The organism is Butyrivibrio sp. ob235, from assembly GCF_900109475.1.
In the GTDB taxonomy this organism is placed as follows: Bacteria; Bacillota; Clostridia; order Lachnospirales; family Lachnospiraceae; genus Butyrivibrio.
In genome coordinates this window covers 144,881-162,423 of sequence record NZ_FOBE01000001.1, presented here as the reverse complement: position 1 = coordinate 162,423, position 17,543 = coordinate 144,881, and the positions used below count along the sequence as shown (strand labels likewise).

Below are 17,543 nucleotides of genomic sequence, written 5' to 3'. Positions count from 1 at the left end.
GGGGGAAGGCTATATCATCTGCCTTCCCCTTTAGGGGAAGGTGGCACGAAGTGCCGGATGAGGTCCTTAAAATTTCTTCACACACTCTGTTACAAGTTTCTCAAACAGCGGTCCTGTTTTATCAGCAGCTTCCTGTACATCCTCATGAGAAAGAGGCTTCTCTCTCATTCCGGCTGCAAGGTTGCTGATACATGAAATACCGCATACACGCATACCCATATAGTGAGCTACAAGGGCTTCCACAACAGTACTCATACCGACAGCATCAGCTCCGAGAACTCTAAGCATTCTGATCTCGGCAGGTGTTTCAAAAGATGGTCCTGTGAGCTGAGCATAAATACCCTGTTTAAGAGGAATGGCATTTTCCAGAGCAGTCTGCTGTATTATATCCCTAAGCTGCTTATCATAAACACAGGACATATCCGGGAATCTGGTTCCAAATTCCTCAATATTGGGACCGATAAGCGGATTTGGTACGAAAACAGAAATGTGATCAGCTATAAGCATGAGATCACCACAATCAAAGGTATAGTTTATTCCACCTGCTGCATTTGTAAGGAAAAGAATCTCGGCACCGAGAAGTCTCATAACCCTAGCGGGAAGAACTACATCGTTGATATCATATCCTTCGTAGTAATGAACTCTTCCCTTCATACATACAACCGGAACATCTCCCACATATCCGAAAATAAATTTTCCTGCATGCCCGGGAACGGTAGAAATAGGAAAACCGGGAATATCGGAATAAGATATCTCACATTTTATATCAATCTGCTCTGCATAATTACCAAGTCCGGAACCAAGCGTAATTGCAACCCTGGGCTTAAAATCAGTAACCTTTCTGATTGCCTCAACGCAGTTGTTTACTTTTTCGTAAATTGCATTTGCCATATTTAATCATCCTCCATTATTGCATCATCTTCATCGGCGAAAGCTTCTGTATCTGTCAAAGTTCTACCATTACTATCATACTCCAGGGGTTCCTGTTTGTCATGTATTCTGCCGTGCAGTTTCGGTCTTACCGTATCTCTTATGGCAAGTATAAGCGCATCAATCGCTCCGTAATCAGAAAGTCTGTTTATCACAAAACCACTCATGCCTTTACCAACATCAAGATGACCGAATTGGTTAAGAATATCAACAAGCATTCCACTACCAGGAATTTCATCAAACCTTATGCCTATATTTTTAGGTGGTTTCACTTTTCCGAATGCAAAACATGTATCATGCTGAAGCGGTTCTCTCTTACCAAGATATATATTCATAACTCTCGCAGTAGAATCCTCCATCAGATAAAACTCATTCCTGAGAACAGGTCTGCCATATTCATCTATAGAGAATTCTGACACAACAGAAATAGTATAGATTTCACCATGCTCATCTATATCTGTTACTGCCCTGTATCCATCAAAACCGCATTTTATCTCATGCGTTGTATCGCCTTCTTTAATAAGCAGGAAAAATGCACCTGTTCGACCATCCAGCTTAAAACCAACTGATTTTATACCGTCAGTGTAATTGTTATGCATAACCTGAACGAGAAGCGGCATAAAACCGACACCTTCATCGTCCATATCGTATGAAACTCCATCAAGGCATTTCATTAGAAGATATCTGAATTTAGGGCTCATACCATAAGTGCTGCGCTTTTTCTTCTTGTTCCAACCGCCACCCGCGATACTTGTCCTGCATTCGGGATGATCCTCTGCACTTCTTATGAATTCTTTAAGGCTGTTCTGCTTTGCCAGAACCTCTTTTGTAACAGGTATTGGTTCATCAGAAACTTCAGCTTCAGACATGAGTTTATGAACTGTACCGGACATATTACCCTTCTGAAACAGATCTTCATTTCCTGCATTTGTTACCACCATCATGTTGATGTCCGGGAATACATATACGTTCTGTCCCAGCATTCCGTTAAAGGTATAGGCACCAAGTCTGGAACTGCTGTTCCAGAGCTGGAATCCGTAACCGGGAGAAGTCACCTCGCCTGTTGCTATCTGCATAGAAGTTGCGTCTCTAACCCACTCTTCAGGTAAAATTTCCTTACCGTCATATTTTCCATTATTCAAATATAGCTGTCCAAGTTTGGCCATATCCTCAATACGAAGATATAATCCCCATCCGCCTTTTGTGATATTCTGCGGACAGCTTTCCCAGAATACTCTCTTAATTCCAAGAGGTTCAAAAAGTCTCGGTTTTAGATAATCAAACATGCTCTCGCCTGTAACCTCGGTCACAATTGCTGAGAGCATGTATGAATTCATTGAATTATACTCAAAAGCAGAACCGGGAGTGAATTTTGTCTGAGATTCGAGAAATTGCTTTCTCCAGTCATTTGAATATACAGAACCTGCCTCATTAAATTCAACGCCGCTACTCATGGTGAGGAGATGTCTTACAGTAAGTCCTTTTGAAAAGAAATACTGAAGAGGCCCCGTTCTGCCGAATATATCTTCAACTTTGTCGTCTAATTTAATTTTTCCTTCGTAGATAAGAAGGCCTATTGCCATTCCCGTTACGCTTTTACACATAGAATGAGTAACATGCCAATAGTCCATATCAAATGGCTTAAAAGCACATTCTCCGATAACATGTCCGTTTCGAACTGCCATTATTTTGTGCATATGGCAGCTGTTGTTTTCATAGAGACTATTAAAAAGCTTCTCTATAAAAGCACTGTCTACACCCTGCTCCTCAGGTGTGGATCTTGGAAGATGAGTCTCTCCCTCCGAATCCATAGGGAAAGCCATCTTCTGAGGAGTATAAGTAACCTTGCTGATCTCACCGGTCTTATGCCCGATAAGTTTCATTAAAAGCTGGATAACTTCAAGCTCTGACTTTGCCATTCATGTCCTCTTTCGTCCATTTCATGGCTCTCATGGAATTGAGAATCGCTAGAACTGCTACACCGACATCTCCGAATACAGCCATCCACATGGTTGCGAATCCAAGAGCTCCAAGAAACAGTATCAATATTTTTACGAAAAGAGCAAAGACAATATTCTCCTTGACGATTCTGAGTGTTTTTCTGGCTATCTGTATAACTGCGGAAATTTTACCTATATCATCATCCATAAGGACAATATCCGCCGCTTCGATAGCTGCATCTGACCCCATGCTTCCCATGGCGATTCCGACATCCGCTCTCATAAGAACAGGAGCATCATTTATACCATCCCCGACAAAGGCTACCTTTCCGTTCTTGTTTTCATCAAGAAGGCTCTCAACTCTTTCCACTTTATCTGCGGGCAAAAGCTGTGCAAATACCTTATCTATTCCAACCTTATCGGCAACAATCATAGCTGTATCTTCATTGTCACCTGTCAGCATAATCACCTGTGATACACCGGCTCTTTTAGCTTTGGATATAGACTCTGCCGCGCCTTCTTTTATTGTATCAGATATTATGATTGTTCCAACAAAAAGTTTTCCTTTAGCCACATAAATAATGGTTCCCGGCAAGTCTGATTCCTTAAATTCAATATTATTGCTCTTAAGAAGTTTTGCATTTCCTACATAAATATCTTCAGCGCCAAGCTTTGCAGTAATGCCATGTCCTGGAACTTCTTTAATATCAGTGAGCTCAGTATTGTCGTCAGTAAGAGAACTATTATTTCTATGAAGTTCTTCATGATACTCAATTACTGATCTGGCAATAGGATGGTTTGAAAATTTCTCAGCACCTGCAGCGAGGCAAACAATCTCTTCTTTTGAAAGATTTGCAGCAGGAATTATCTCAGAAACCTTGAATTCCCCCTTTGTAATGGTTCCTGTCTTATCAAGAACCAGAGTACTTGCCTCCGCAATTGCTTCAAGATAGTTACTGCCCTTTACAAGTATTCCCATCTTAGAGCTTGCACCAATGCCTCCAAAGAAGCCAAGCGGCACAGAAATCACAAGCGCGCAAGGACAGGATACAATAAGGAAAATGCATGCTCTTTTTATTGAATCAGAAAAAGGCATGATTCCGAGAAGTGGCGGTATTACTGCAAGAAGAACCGCTCCGATTGTAACAACAGGTGTGTAATATTTCGCAAAACGAGTGATGAAGTTTTCCATCCTTGATTTTTTGTTACTTGCATTTTCAACAAGCTCCAAAATCTTAGAAACTGTTGAATCCTCATAATTCTTAGTTGTGCGTATTTTCAGAACACTGTCCTTATTAACACATCCGCTTATTACTTCTTCGCCCTCTGAAACTCTTCTTGGAACTGACTCACCTGTTATTGCAGAAGTATCTACAAAAGATTCTCCCTCAGTAACAACACCATCTATCGGAATCTTCTCACCGGGCTTTATCAGAAGCATTGTTCCGATCCCAACTTCCTCTGGATCAGTTTCTACAGCCTCTCCATCATCCTGAATTACATTTGCATACTCAGGAGCAATACTCATGAGCTCTGTAATAGATGCTCTTGATTTTCCGACTGCATAGCTCTGGAAAAGCTCACCAATCTGATAGAACAGCATAACCGCAAGAGCTTCTGTATATTCACTGATGGCGAATGCTCCAAAGGTGGCGATCATCATAAGAAAATTCTCATCGAAAACCTGTCCGTGGGATATATTTATAAATGCCTTTCGGAGGACATCATATCCGATTACAAGATATGGAATAAGGAATATCACAAAGCTGACATACCATGGAAATGTTTCAAAGGCTCCCATATGCTCTACTATAAGGAGTATTATAAAAGCAATAAGTACTCCTATTATTCTATTTCTGGTTTTCTTCATCTTCTTAGTCATAATGATCACGCTTTCATATTATGTAGTATTTTCAGATTTCGATTTCACAATCAGGCTCAACCTTTTTACATGCCTTAACTGCTGCATCAAGAATCTCTGCATATTTGTCATCATCGGCTTCAAGTGTAAGCTTCTGGGTCATGAAATTAACTCTGGCACTCTTTACACCATCAATCTTATTAATTGCTTCTTCCATCTTTGCAGCACAGTTAGCACAGTCAACTTCACATTTGTAGGTTTTTTTCATGATTTTTTTCCTCTTTTCTTTTTATTTTTCTTCTATATGTTCACGTCCCATTGAAATAATAGTTCTAACGTGATCATCTGCCAGGTAATAGTACATCTGCTTGCCTTCACGTCTGCTCTTTACAAGGCTGTTCATCTTAAGAATCTTCAGCTGGTGTGATACAGCCGATTGCGTCATTCCAAGATTTTCAGCAAGATCATTCACACAGAATTCAGACACAAATAAGGCAAACAATATTCTGATTCTGGTTGAATCGCCAAAAACTTTGAACAGTTCAGCGAGATCGTACATTTCTTCCTCATCCGGCAATTCATCCAGATTACATGATAGTTTTGTCATCGGTTCCGGTCTCCTTTCTGTATATTTTATAATGTATTCCAAAAATTTATTATATATTACATATGAGCATTTGTTCATATGTCGATTTAAATATACCCCCATCGAATTTATATGTCAACACTACTTTTAAATATTTTTCAAAAAAACATGATAAAATTTATTAAATAGATTTTTGAAGGAATTATGGGACTTGTTTTATGAATGAAACTTCAAATAGATATGAATATCTTACGAATAAAGCACGTTTAATCTTAGATTCAGGAAAGGGCTATCGTGACAATACACTCTTTCCCGAAATAAGTGCGCTTTCTACAGACAAACGTGATCCTATAGATGTTGTCACCACCGAGATAATGCGCTGCGGCAAATATGAAGTGTGTGACTTTATTATCAACCACTATTCATCATCTTTGTCACATCGTGATTACAGACTTCTGGCTAACCTTGTCTATGAAATTAAAACTACGGGTTTTCCTATAATAGATTCAATAAAAAACGATCAGCTAAGACGCGTTGTAAATAAACTTACCTCTCGATTTAACTACTGCTTATGGCTCTGCGCATCTCCTGATGATATCTATAATCATTACATAAAAGAATATATCCCCAAAGCCGATAAGCTAAAACCGGGATATGCTGACTCCTGCCCTGATTTCAGTATAAAAAGCTCCCTTTCCTTGGAAGAATACAAAAACAGGTATGTTGAAGAAACAAACATACCTGCAGATAATATAATTCTATGCGATTTAGGAATAGAAGGAGTTCTGATAGCATACTCCAATTAAGCTTTATACAGCTTATGCTCCGGGCTTTGTCATTACAAATTGCTGAGCCTGTTCACTTCCATATAAAGCCGCTTCATTTATTTCGAATCCGGCAGGATCTGTCTCTTCTCCCTTAAGCAATTTGATAAAAGGAATCTCATATTCGATTTCTTTTGCCAGATACATCATACCTGCCAGTTTTTGAGCATCTCCGGAATCATAAGCATTCTTTGAGTAAATTTCAAGCTTTTCTTCCAATGACTTTCTAGGATATTTTTTTAAAAGTTCTATGGCCATAGTAAAATATGCCTCATCTACATCACAGAGGCAGTCAAATAAAAAGTCTATACCCTCACTACTGTTTAAATAATGGAGATTGTCCAATAATTCAACTGCGTTGCAAACACAGTATTCGTTCTTATAAACCTTAAAATCCAGATAAAACGAAAGATCAACCTTCTTATTTCTGACCGCTGTTGCAGTTCTTTCGATTTCTTTATCAGAAAGCACTCGTTCAAATATTGTAGTATCGATTCCTTTTTCCTTGGAAACAGGTCTGTATTTATGTGCTTTTGAGTTATTTTTCCAATAGCTGTCCTCTCTGCTGACCATCGCTTTTTCCCACAAATAGCGGGCTCTGCCCCAATCGGCTTTTGAAAGCTCTGACCTGTCTCTTCTGATAGCAGTATTAAATTCAGTACCGGCTCTGGGCGGTACCTGCGTATAATAACTCCCTCTTTCTTCGAAGAAGGTCTCTATCTCACTACTAATAGTATCTTTTCTTGCTTTCTCCGGAAGTATTATAGCTATTCCATCCATCGTGTAGAGAGCATTATGTGACTTGTTATATCCACAAATAAGGTCAACAGGGAGATATCCCCCTAAAATGCATATCCATTTATCGCTGTCACTTATCTTGATATGTTTTAATTTGGTTCCGTTTCTAGTTGTATAATTATGGAACTTCTCATTTTTAAGGACTTTAACTATATGAGATCTTCCAAGCATTTTATCAAAATGAGGAAGTTTTCCAAATTCTTCGGTAAATACCTCTTGTCCGTTAGAGGATAAAATGTCATTTCTCTTTGTATAAGAAGGACCTATGTCCTGTAATTGGTAGACATAAAATGGCCCAAACACCATTAAAGGTATAAGTATTGTTCCCAGCACAATCATCGGAAATGCTGCATCTATATAATCAGCCACTTTTTGTAAAATAAACATAGTTAATGAAAACCAGACTCTTACCCATATGATGTAATATGCGATGATTCCAATAGCTGAAAATAGCTTGTGAACTAATTTGCCGGTTTTAAAAATATCAACCAGACGGTGTATCATTATAAATCAGTGATCCTTTCCATTCATATATTCCTGCCACAAGGATGTACCGCTTTCCAATAGTCTGCAGTAAGTTTCCTTGAAAATCTTATATAGTGGCTTCGCTTCTTCAGTCAGTTCATAATCCATAGGAATTTCATATAATGCTGTATCTATATCAGATATAACCTTCATAGCCGCATCCTTATCCTGCATGTGGATCATACCACCAAAAGCAGAGCCATAGGTTTTATCATTTATGCAGACTTTAATGTAACTTGCCGCAAAGTCAACCCATTCCTCAAGCTGCAATGAAAGATAATCTTCCTCTTTTGCCGCTGCATTATCAACCAATCCAAGCTCTGACAGGTAACCGGCGCATTGAGCTTTTCTTTTCTTGTTAAAAAGGCTTATTCCCGATGCTCTGTTCATAGTCAGAAGCATCATAAATGCATGCATATATCTGTCAATCCACTGGCCACCTTTATTTTCATATCTGTGGTCAAGCACCTGAATTCGCATAGCAGCCTCGTCTGCTGATGCCGGCGGATTTAAACAGTTATACTTTATTGCTGCTTCATGGATTTCATCTGTCCCTGCAATTACAGACAGAAGGTAATCTCTCCTCTCTGCAATATCCTCAATCTCATGATAATTATTTATATCTCTTTGATGACTGTCATTATATATATCTGTATTCCTAAGCATATATGTCCTCTACCAATTAGCACGTGATCAAAAAATGTTATTCATCATTTTTGACATGTCTTATATTCTAACATATTTGACGTAATTTACTATCTATCATGACATAAAAAATCCCCGGACACTAATCCGGGGATTACGTATATTATCAATTTGTTTTTATAAAGTAGAATAACCAAAGCCGTTACATATAGCATCAACGGGATGGCCTTCCTTACAAAGCGGGCATCCATCCGGAGGATAGCAAGCATAATCAGGAAGCTCTCTTGATGAGAAAAGCGACCTTATCGGATAATTCTCTATCTGAGTAGCTACAGAGAAGAAAGCGGCAATTCCGACAACCTCACCTTGGTAGAACCTTACGGAATCAAGAGCACTCTTAAGCATACCACCGGTGGTTACTGAATCAGACAAAATGAGAACCTTTTTGTCAGTGATCATGTGCTTATTATTATCTCTGAACATGATCTGTCCGTTTACGTTATACTCGGGACCTGTGATATACATCGTCTTATGTGCATTCTTGGAAATAACCCCGGCTCTTGTAAGTGAATCAGCAAGGTAAGATCCAACAACTTCCATACCGTTCAGGCAAAGAATTGTATCAATCACTTCTGACGCAATATAGAACTCAGCGAGCGACTCACCGGCAGCTCTTGCTTCCTTCATTCTGGCCTTGGTATCACACAGGTCAATGAAGTAATTAACATGTGCATTAGGGGTAATAAAATGTCCCTTGGTGTTACGAAGAATTACATCAGTATTTCTCGAATACTCAATCTTGGTATAGCCTTGCATAATTCCTCCTCCTTGAAAATTTTTCAATATGTTTAGCGATCCTAAAGGAAAGATTCACATAAACATAATAACATAACAAAGAAGATAATATTCTTAAATTAGTGAATTATTTATACAAATTTTAGATTATTAGTCACCTTTTCTTGCCTTATGCATCTTTAGAAAAATTACGGCATAAACAATCACTGCAATGGTTACTCCAAGAATAAGAACACCATATTGCTTCTCCTGAATCTTATTACCGCCAAAGGAATATATAAAAATATGAGTAAATCTCGCTATAAAAGTAAGAGGGATCCATAGAAATACACTTTCCTCGGAATAATACCCAAACCAGGCATAGGTGTCTTTAGGAAGCGGAAGAAGCATAAACATTATATGTATAAGCTTAGGGTTCCCTTTTTTTATATACTTCTCCACAGATTCTATCTTCTTTTCTGAAAACAGATTCTCCAGTAACTTTCTGCCAAATTTTCTTCCGATTAAAAAAGCAATTGTATTTCCTGCCGTTGCTGAGGCATCACATAATAGTGCTCCTTTAAAACCACCAAGGACATAACCTGCTCCCATATAGAACGGTGTCCCGGGAATACAAGTTGACATTGTCTGTATCATCACAAGAAAGCAAAATACCAAAAGTCCTTTTATTCCTTTAGACTCTATATATTGCTTTAGTTCATCCGGATTACCGACAAAATCAATCATTGGTCTGCCCACAAAGAAATAAACTGCGAGCAAAAACAATACTATGAAGGTAATGATCAAAATTCTTCGAACTAAATCTTTTCTTTTCAAATCAGAAAAATCCTTACAAATAGTTTACTCTTTAAAATGTCTTATCTCTGAATAGGCCATGGGAATCGACACTAAAATCGAAAAAATATCAGCAACTGCCTGTGTTATTTCTACTCCGAAAAGGCCAAACAGTTGTGGTAGTAATAAAATCATGGGAATAAAGAAAATTCCATTTCTGCAAGAGGCCATAATTGAAGCTTTAACGCCTCGTCCAATTGACTGAAGCATCATATTTGTCATTACTATACATCCGCTAAGTGGTATTGTCGCCGAAGTCCATTTTAGGGCCACAGAACCTACTGCTATAACTTCGGGATCATCCCTGAAAACAGCTATAATCTGCGGAGCAAAATAAAAGCAGACAGCTCCGACTATACATAAAAAGATTGTGGAATACTTCACGCAGAAAAAATACCCTTCCTTAACACGCTTTTTTAGCCCTGCTCCATAATTAAATGAGCATACAGGCTGGTAACCCTGTCCAAATCCAATAAGCGCTGAGGACATCATCATCATAACTCTTGTATTCACTGACATTCCTGCAATAGCTGCATCCCCGCCGAAGGTTCCTGCCGCCTTGTTCATCAACAGAGACGCAATTGCCGCCAGAGCCTGTCTGAAAAGCGATGGCGCACCACCATTGGTTATCTCTTTAATGTAATAGCTGTTAATATGTATATTTTTAAAGCTTAGTCTTATATTTTCGCCCTTGCTGCTTCCGACAAGTAGAACTATAAAGCTGGTAATCTGTCCCATAATTGTTGCAACCGCCGCACCGGTCACTCCCATGTTAAATACAAAAATAAGAAGGGGATCCAGTACCATATTCATAGCGGCGCCGCACATCAGTCCTACCATGGCATACACAGCACTACCCTGAAACCTGAGCTGATTGTTTATAACAAACTGTCCTGTCATAAAAGGAGCACCGATAAGAATGATTCTCATATACTTTCTGGTGTCCTCAAGGGTTGTCGGTGTAGAACCAATCATCATTGCTATATCATCAACAAAAATATTACCAACAATGGCAATTATAATTCCGAGAATTATAGCAAGAGCAAATCCTGTTGATGCCATTTCATTTGCTTCCTTGGTCTTCCCTGCACCAAGCATTCTGGATAGAAAATTTCCTGAACCATGTCCGCAGAAAAAGCCTGTAGCCTGAACAAGGGCCATAACCGTGAAAACTATTCCCACGGCAGCAGTCGCCTGTGTTGATATTTTTCCTACAAAAAAGGTATCAGCAGTGTTATATATACCGGTTACCAACATGCTTATAATGGTCGGAACAGCCATTTTCAGAATAAGCTTTGGAACCGGTGTTGTTGTCATCATGTCGTATCTGTTCTGTTGCACTTTAATGAAACGCTCCTTTTCTTATACCCCCTCATCCGGCACTTCATGCCACCTTCCCCCATAGGGGGAAGGCATTACTATGTAAACAAACTCTTTTTTCTCTCAATCATGTCATCAATATTATTCATGTAGAGTGTGACGTCCTTGACGTTGTCACAACGCTCAATTCTACCATCACCGTAAACTCTCTTGGTTACGGTTCCAGCCCCCAATGCTACTATTGACTGGACTTCCTCCATCATAAGAATATTGTAAATACCGGCCTTGCCTTCACGAGCATATCCGGTATTTTCAAGATTACCGGATATATTTTTCTGCCTATAGAGATAGTAAGGTGTAAGCCCCATCTTTGCAGCACCTTTTTTTGCTATCTCCATCATTCTTCCTGTATCGCCTGCAACAAAGAAACCATTGTTTCTTATATGCTCCGCAAGTCTTGATCCTCTTTTTACGGATAGACTGTGTACGGTAAGATCATCCGGATTAAGCTTTATGATTTCCTGCATTGTATGTTCAACGTCAGCTTCAGTTTCACCCGGAAGACCAAGTATGATATCCATATTTATATTGTCGAAGCCTTCTTCTCTGGCCATGTTATATGCATTTATGAACTGCTCAACGGTATGCTTTCTTCCGATACGTTTAAGAGTCTCATCGCTCATCGTTTGGGGATTAACGGATATTCTGTCAACTCCGCACTCTTTCATTGCACGAAGCTTCTCTCTGGTAATGGAATCAGGTCTGCCGGATTCAACGGTAAACTCTCTGCACTCGGATAGGTCTAACTTTTCTCTGAGATAAGTGATTAGTCTTGTCATCTCATCAGGTTCAAGAGTTGTAGGTGTACCGCCTCCGATATAGACGGAATTAACAACCTTTCCTTGAAAGGTCTCTGCCACATAATCAATCTCTTTTTCGAGACAACTTATATAATCACTTACCTTCTTTTTCCATGTAACTATAGGAAAAGAAGTAAATGAACAGTAAAGACAAGTGGTAGGGCAAAAGGGAATTCCAAGATATATGCTGTATCCATTTTCATAGTTGATATCATCAAGGATTTTCTTTTCTCTGAGTGCAATATTATAGGCCAGATCAGTCTTTTCATCAGATACAAAGAATGTCTCCTGCATATATTTTCTAATCTCAGCTTCATTCTTTCCGGATTCAAGCATCTGCATCGGAATTCTTGTAGGTCTTATTCCGGTAAGTGATCCCCAGGGAAGCTCATGACCTATTTCATGGGAAAGCTCCCTATACATCATCTGCTTTAATGAATTCTTGGGTGTTGATAGAGAAGCCGTGCTTCCGTTTGTAGAGCTTTCACTGCTAACCTCAGCGCTTTCTTCGTTGCCGCTTACACCATTCGAAGCAATATCGCATACTGTTTCTGCTTCCTTACAAACTCCATCACTATGAATAATCTTCATCGAGATTTTTCCGGCTTCCTCTTCCAGAATAATCTCAATTTTGAAAAGAATATTTTCATTATCACCCTTAGAACTCAGCTCATCAAAAGTAAGAACACTCACATCCTCTTTTGGATAGAAAGCCTTAACCAGTGAATGTATATCGTATTTAAATTTATCTTTATTTATCAAAACCTGAATCATAACTAACCTAAAACCTTATAAATACATATTATTCATTTTTTCATAACCTATTGTTGTTGAAGGTCCATGTCCGGGGAACACTTCTGTATCATCCGGAAGCCCCCATAACCTTTCATGACATGAACGGACAAGTGTAGACATAGATCCTCCGGGAAAATCCGTTCTTCCGACAGAGCCTTCAAATAGCGTATCACCGCTAATCAGAATATGGTCTTCTTCAAAATAATAGCAGCAACTGCCTTCTGTATGTCCGGGCGTAGCAATAAGTTTAAATCGTAAACCGGCAGCCTCACACTCATCCCCGTCACATAGATACTTGTCAGGTTTAACAGTTAAATTTTCTCCGAATTGACTGGAAAGATTATAATCAGGATCCTCGCAAAGTCTCTTTTCTTTTTCATAGATAAAAACTTTAGCTCCAGAAAGCTTTCTTAGTTCATCAACACCGCCTATATGGTCAAAATGTGCATGAGTAAGGTAGATAGCATCTACCTTAAATCCATGATTTTTTAACTTTTCGTATATCAGTTTTCCGAGATCGGCAGGATCAAAAAAAACTACCGGCGTAAGATCATTTTCATCTGTAACCGGAGCATTTTCACTATGATCTTTACCATCTTCCTTATAAACAAAATAGCAGTTAGTCTGTACCATTCCAAGGCACATTGATCCAACTGCCGCAGTTCCTATTTCTTTATTTGACATCTTTTTACCTTTCTGAACTCATCCGGCACTTCGTACACCTTCCCCAATGGGGGAAGGCTTAGCCGGTGGTTCTCTCGATATCAATAACACTGTCAATATTTCTTATCTTATCAACAATCTCACCCAGCTCTTCTCTGCTTGATACCTGGAATGAAGTCTCCATTGTAGCTAGTCCCTGCTTACTTGTCCTGGTATTCATTGAGAGAATATCTACATTCTTCTCAGTGAGAGCTCGGGATACATCAGCAAGAAGTCCTGATCTGTTATTGGCAAATATGTTGATAGTAGCTACATACTTTTCGCCGAGAGCATGGCTTTCCCACTTAGCTTCAATGAGTCTTGTTCTGTCCTCATTCTGCATAGCGCGGACATTGATACAATCCTTTCTGTGGATTGATACTCCTCGTCCTCTGGTAACAAATCCTACAATCGGATCTCCCGGAACAGGATTACAGCACTTTGAAAACCTGACAGCTACATCATGGATTCCCTTAACAATAATGGCACTTCCTGAGCTGCTGATTCTTGGTGTGACACTGGACTCAGCAACAGCCGCAAGAACTTCTTCGTCGGTCATGTTCTGTTTGTGATCCTTCTCATACAGCTCGAGGATCTTATTGACAACCTGACCTTCCTTAAGACCACCATGTCCGATAGCAGCCATTACAGCATCCCAGCTGTGGAAACCGTACTTTCTCACTATAAGATTCTGGTACTCAGGCTTCATGATATTGTAAATATCAATACCTTTGGATTTACAATATTCAACAAGAAGTTCCTTACCTTTATTGATATTCTCTTCTTTAAACTCGTGTCTGAACCACTGATTTATTTTATTTTTTGTCGAAGTACTGCCGACAATGCTGAGCCAGTCTCTGCTTGGTCCTTTGGAATTCTGGCTGGTAAGGATCTCTATTCTGTCACCATTCTGAATTCTGTAATCAATGGGCACAAGCTTTCCGTTAACTTTGGCTCCGATCATCTTATTACCGACAGCGCTGTGAATGCTGTAGGCAAAATCGATAGGAGTTGAACCTGCAGGAAGATTCTTTACTTCACCATTCGGCGTGAAGCAATATACATCCTCTGAAAACAGGTTTAGATCACTCTTTAAGAGGTTCATGAACTCCTGATTATCTGACATGTCCTGTTGCCACTCAAGAATCTGGCGAAGCCAGGTGAGCTTCTCTTCTTCCTGGCCCTCAACATGTTTTCCGTCAGAAGCCTCTTTATATTTCCAATGTGCAGCGATACCGTATTCAGCGGCGCGATGCATTTCATATGTTCTGATCTGAATCTCGAAGGGCTGGCCGGTAGCGCCAATAAGTGTCGTATGCAATGACTGATACATATTGGGTTTAGGCATGGCGATATAATCCTTGAATCTTCCCGGAATTGGTTTATACATCTCGTGGATAACACCAAGTGCCGCATAACAATCCTTTACGGATCCTACGATGATTCTTACAGCAAACAGATCATAGAGCTGCTCAAGCGATTTGCCCTGGTTATGCATCTTTTTGTATATGCTGAAAAAGTGCTTAACTCTTCCGTTTACTTCTCCGGGAATTCCTGCGTCGGCTATGTGCTGTCTAACCTCAGCACAAATTTCATCCACATACTTTTCTCGCTCGATTTTTCTTTGAGCAACACGTTTTACGAGATCATAGTAGATGTCCGGCTCGAGATATTTTAATGAAAGATCATCCAGTTCAATCTTGATCTTACTTATACCGAGTCGTCCGGCAATCGGGCTGTAAATGTCCAGCGTCTCCTGTGCGATTCTTTGCTGCTTAACTTCCGGCATGTGCTTTAAGGTACGCATGTTATGAAGTCTGTCTGCAAGCTTAATAAGGATTACTCGGATATCCTTTGCCATAGCAAGGAACATTTTTCTGAGATTTTGAGCCTGGAGCTCCATCTGATCCGGAGTTTTGGTCGCATAGTCACCGGAAAGTTCCAATCCCTGCAACTTTGTAACACCATCAACAAGAAGTGCTACATCAGCGCCGAATTGCTCTTCTACCTGTTCCTTGGTATAAATGGTATCCTCTACGACATCATGAAGAAGTCCTGCAGCAATTGTCTCCTTATCCATTTCGAGATCGGCAAGGATAATTGATACACAAAGAGGATGAATAATATAAGGCTCACCAGACTTGCGTCGCTGCTCCTTGTGAGCCTCGAACGCTGCCTGATAAGCCTTCTCAATCAAAGTTATATCATCAGATGGATGATATCTGCGGACACGGGAAATAAGCCCTTTGTAGAGGGCTTCGGGAGACTGAAATTCGTCTATCGCTTCAATTTTGCCATCATCAAATTCTGTCTGTCCCATATTTACATCCCATTAAAAAATATTATTTTCCTTCGTACGCAAGTGCTGAATAAAGCTTGTAATCGCCAAGAGCTTCTCTTCCATTAAGGCCCTTGAGTTCCAACAATACCAGGACGCCGGCAACTTCACCGCCAAGTCTTTCGATCATTTTGATCATAGCCTTAACAGTACCACCTGTTGCAATAAGGTCATCAACAATAATAACCTTTTGTCCGGGTTTGATAGCATCCTTATGTATCTCAAGTGTAGCTGTGCCATACTCAAGTTCATAATCCTCGGAAATTGTCTCGCAAGGAAGTTTACCCTTTTTGCGAATCATGACAAATCCCTTTTTAAGATTATATGCAAGAGCTGTTCCGAAAATAAATCCTCTGGATTCAGCACCTACAACAACATCAAAATCAAGGTCCTTTACAAGATCCTGCATCTCATTTATTGCAAGCTGAAGTCCGTCAGGATCCTGAATTACTGTGGTAATATCGCGAAACATAATTCCCGGTTCAGGGAAATCAGGTATAGTTCTAACATAATCATTTAACTGTTTCATATTTTCACCTCATCGTAATGAAAATTATAAATTATTATAACTAAATAAGTATATCACGAAATGTGGGGTAATGAAGAAAAATTTATACAATATTCATAAAATTTTAAGCTCTGTTTTGTATAAAAAGAACCCCAAATATCAGAATATAATATTTCGGGGTTCATTACTCTTTAAAATTATAAAATTATTCAAGATTAAACTGAATCGTCTCTGTTCCCATATCACCTATAAGCCCAATAGATTCAACATTTTTTAGCTTTGATGCATCCATCTGCTTTATAAGCACCATACTGAGCTTAGCGCCGGAAGGGATTGTTCCCTTGTAGGAACTAAGATCATTATCAAGCATAGTAACATTGGTATATCCGACATTTGTACCATTCAAAATGACCTGGAAATGGGGATTTGCCTTTTCCATATCCACGGAAACATCCATACCGCTCGTATTTGCAAGTCTAAAATTGAGAATAAGAAGTTTCTTACCCTGTGTAGCATTTATAACAAAAATATCATCATTATCAGGATAAGTCCCAGCTACACTATAGCCTGAATAGGTAAGGAAAATTCCCTTTGACAGTTCCTGTCTCATACCATCAACAGTCTTATCGGCTTCTGTGGAAGGAGCATCATTTTCGCTACTTTGTTCAGTTGTAATTTCGGTATTACTACTATCTTCAGGCAAAGGTTCCGCGGTATCCTGAGTCTCTTCCTCCGGCTTTGTTTCTGTTTCAAGTCCGGCGTTTTCTATTCCCGCATCAAGATCATCTCCGAACTTTTCAAGAAGAGAGTCAATATCATCTTTATTTTCAGTGTTACCGTCATCAGTTTCGGGAGCAGTATCATTATTTAATTGTTCACCCTCATCATCTACCTCGGGATTTTGCAATGGTTCCTCAGTTTGTGCAAGCTCAGTCGCAGTCTGACTTTCATCTACTGTCAGTGCCTCTCCGGAATCATCATTACCTTCTTCCTCTTCCGGATCCTCAGGCATATTGGCAATCTTTTCAGCATTCTCAGCATCTCGCGCTGCCTTTTTAGCCTCTCTATCCTCTTTTTGCATTTGCTTTTCGAGTTCAAGAGAGCTTAAAGATGAAAGCTTTTCAACTCCGTTATTGGAATTTTTCATTAAAACGCTTACCGCATACTGAACAATCTGATCATGTTCCTCATCAGTCATTTCAGGGAATCCCGAGCCGCATCCCGTAAGAAGCATTCCAATTATGCAACCGGCTATTAAAGCTTTTAAACCACGTTTTTTCAT

General features: G+C 39.5%; 16 protein-coding genes. 1 reads left to right on the top strand and 15 read right to left on the bottom strand.

Annotated features, from left to right (window positions below; translation table 11 throughout):
- Nucleotides 1-66: 66 nt before the first annotated feature.
- From BMW61_RS00665 to BMW61_RS00645, 5 genes are read right to left on the bottom strand one after another with little or no spacing between them, the layout of a single operon-like run.
- The gene (locus BMW61_RS00665) at nucleotides 67-891 is read right to left on the bottom strand and encodes a purine-nucleoside phosphorylase (protein ID WP_091819405.1); all 825 of its coding nucleotides are present in this window, start codon (nucleotides 889-891) and stop codon (nucleotides 67-69) included.
- A gap of 2 nt (nucleotides 892-893) precedes the next feature.
- The gene (locus BMW61_RS00660; RefSeq protein ID WP_091819404.1) at nucleotides 894-2,849 is read right to left on the bottom strand and encodes a serine hydrolase domain-containing protein; all 1,956 of its coding nucleotides are present in this window, start codon (nucleotides 2,847-2,849) and stop codon (nucleotides 894-896) included.
- The gene (locus BMW61_RS00655; RefSeq protein WP_091819403.1) at nucleotides 2,830-4,752 is read right to left on the bottom strand and encodes a heavy metal translocating P-type ATPase; all 1,923 of its coding nucleotides are present in this window, start codon (nucleotides 4,750-4,752) and stop codon (nucleotides 2,830-2,832) included. The genes BMW61_RS00660 and BMW61_RS00655 overlap by 20 nt, the downstream gene beginning before the upstream one ends.
- A 31-nt stretch (nucleotides 4,753-4,783) precedes the next feature.
- A complete protein-coding gene (locus BMW61_RS00650; RefSeq protein ID WP_026497553.1) occupies nucleotides 4,784-4,999 on the bottom strand; it encodes a cation transporter in 216 nt (71 codons plus the stop codon).
- A gap of 21 nt (nucleotides 5,000-5,020) precedes the next feature.
- Entirely contained in the window at nucleotides 5,021-5,338 is a 318-nt protein-coding gene (locus BMW61_RS00645) for an ArsR/SmtB family transcription factor (protein WP_022759884.1), read from the bottom strand.
- Nucleotides 5,339-5,535: 197 nt separating this feature from the next.
- On the opposite strand from BMW61_RS00645, the gene BMW61_RS00640 reads away from it, so the two are divergent.
- A complete protein-coding gene (locus BMW61_RS00640) occupies nucleotides 5,536-6,123 on the top strand; it encodes a hypothetical protein (protein ID WP_091819402.1) in 588 nt (195 codons plus the stop codon).
- A 12-nt stretch (nucleotides 6,124-6,135) separates the two neighbouring features.
- Here the strand turns inward: BMW61_RS00640 and BMW61_RS00635 are convergent, their stop codons facing one another.
- The 10 genes from BMW61_RS00635 to BMW61_RS00590 form a co-directional block, all read right to left on the bottom strand.
- Complete coding sequence (locus BMW61_RS00635) at nucleotides 6,136-7,443, bottom strand: hypothetical protein (RefSeq protein WP_091819401.1); 1,308 nt, start codon at nucleotides 7,441-7,443, stop codon at nucleotides 6,136-6,138.
- A gap of 6 nt (nucleotides 7,444-7,449) precedes the next feature.
- Nucleotides 7,450-8,130, bottom strand: a complete 681-nt coding sequence (locus BMW61_RS00630; protein WP_091819400.1) for a DUF6553 family protein — start codon at nucleotides 8,128-8,130, stop codon at nucleotides 7,450-7,452.
- Between the two features lie 156 nt (nucleotides 8,131-8,286).
- Entirely contained in the window at nucleotides 8,287-8,925 is a 639-nt protein-coding gene (locus BMW61_RS00625; protein WP_022759880.1) for a type I phosphoribosyltransferase, read from the bottom strand.
- A 129-nt stretch (nucleotides 8,926-9,054) separates the two neighbouring features.
- Nucleotides 9,055-9,720, bottom strand: coding sequence for a TVP38/TMEM64 family protein (locus BMW61_RS00620; protein ID WP_139176152.1), 666 nt, complete (start codon nucleotides 9,718-9,720; stop codon nucleotides 9,055-9,057).
- Nucleotides 9,721-9,744: 24 nt separating this feature from the next.
- Entirely contained in the window at nucleotides 9,745-11,079 is a 1,335-nt protein-coding gene (locus BMW61_RS00615; protein ID WP_242876566.1) for an MATE family efflux transporter, read from the bottom strand.
- A 77-nt stretch (nucleotides 11,080-11,156) separates the two neighbouring features.
- Complete coding sequence (gene hemZ / locus BMW61_RS00610; RefSeq protein ID WP_091819399.1) at nucleotides 11,157-12,692, bottom strand: coproporphyrinogen dehydrogenase HemZ; 1,536 nt, start codon at nucleotides 12,690-12,692, stop codon at nucleotides 11,157-11,159.
- A 15-nt stretch (nucleotides 12,693-12,707) separates the two neighbouring features.
- Nucleotides 12,708-13,397: an MBL fold metallo-hydrolase gene (locus BMW61_RS00605; protein ID WP_026497560.1), complete on the bottom strand. Its 690-nt coding sequence runs from the start codon at nucleotides 13,395-13,397 to the stop codon at nucleotides 12,708-12,710.
- Nucleotides 13,398-13,455: 58 nt separating this feature from the next.
- On the bottom strand, nucleotides 13,456-15,735 hold the full coding sequence (locus BMW61_RS00600; protein WP_026497561.1) for a RelA/SpoT family protein: 2,280 nt from the start codon (nucleotides 15,733-15,735) through the stop codon (nucleotides 13,456-13,458).
- Between the two features lie 22 nt (nucleotides 15,736-15,757).
- Entirely contained in the window at nucleotides 15,758-16,282 is a 525-nt protein-coding gene (locus BMW61_RS00595) for an adenine phosphoribosyltransferase (RefSeq protein WP_022759876.1), read from the bottom strand.
- Between the two features lie 184 nt (nucleotides 16,283-16,466).
- Nucleotides 16,467-17,543 carry a hypothetical protein gene (locus BMW61_RS00590; RefSeq protein WP_091819398.1) on the bottom strand — a complete coding sequence of 359 codons (1,077 nt, stop codon included), beginning with the start codon at nucleotides 17,541-17,543 and terminating at the stop codon, nucleotides 16,467-16,469.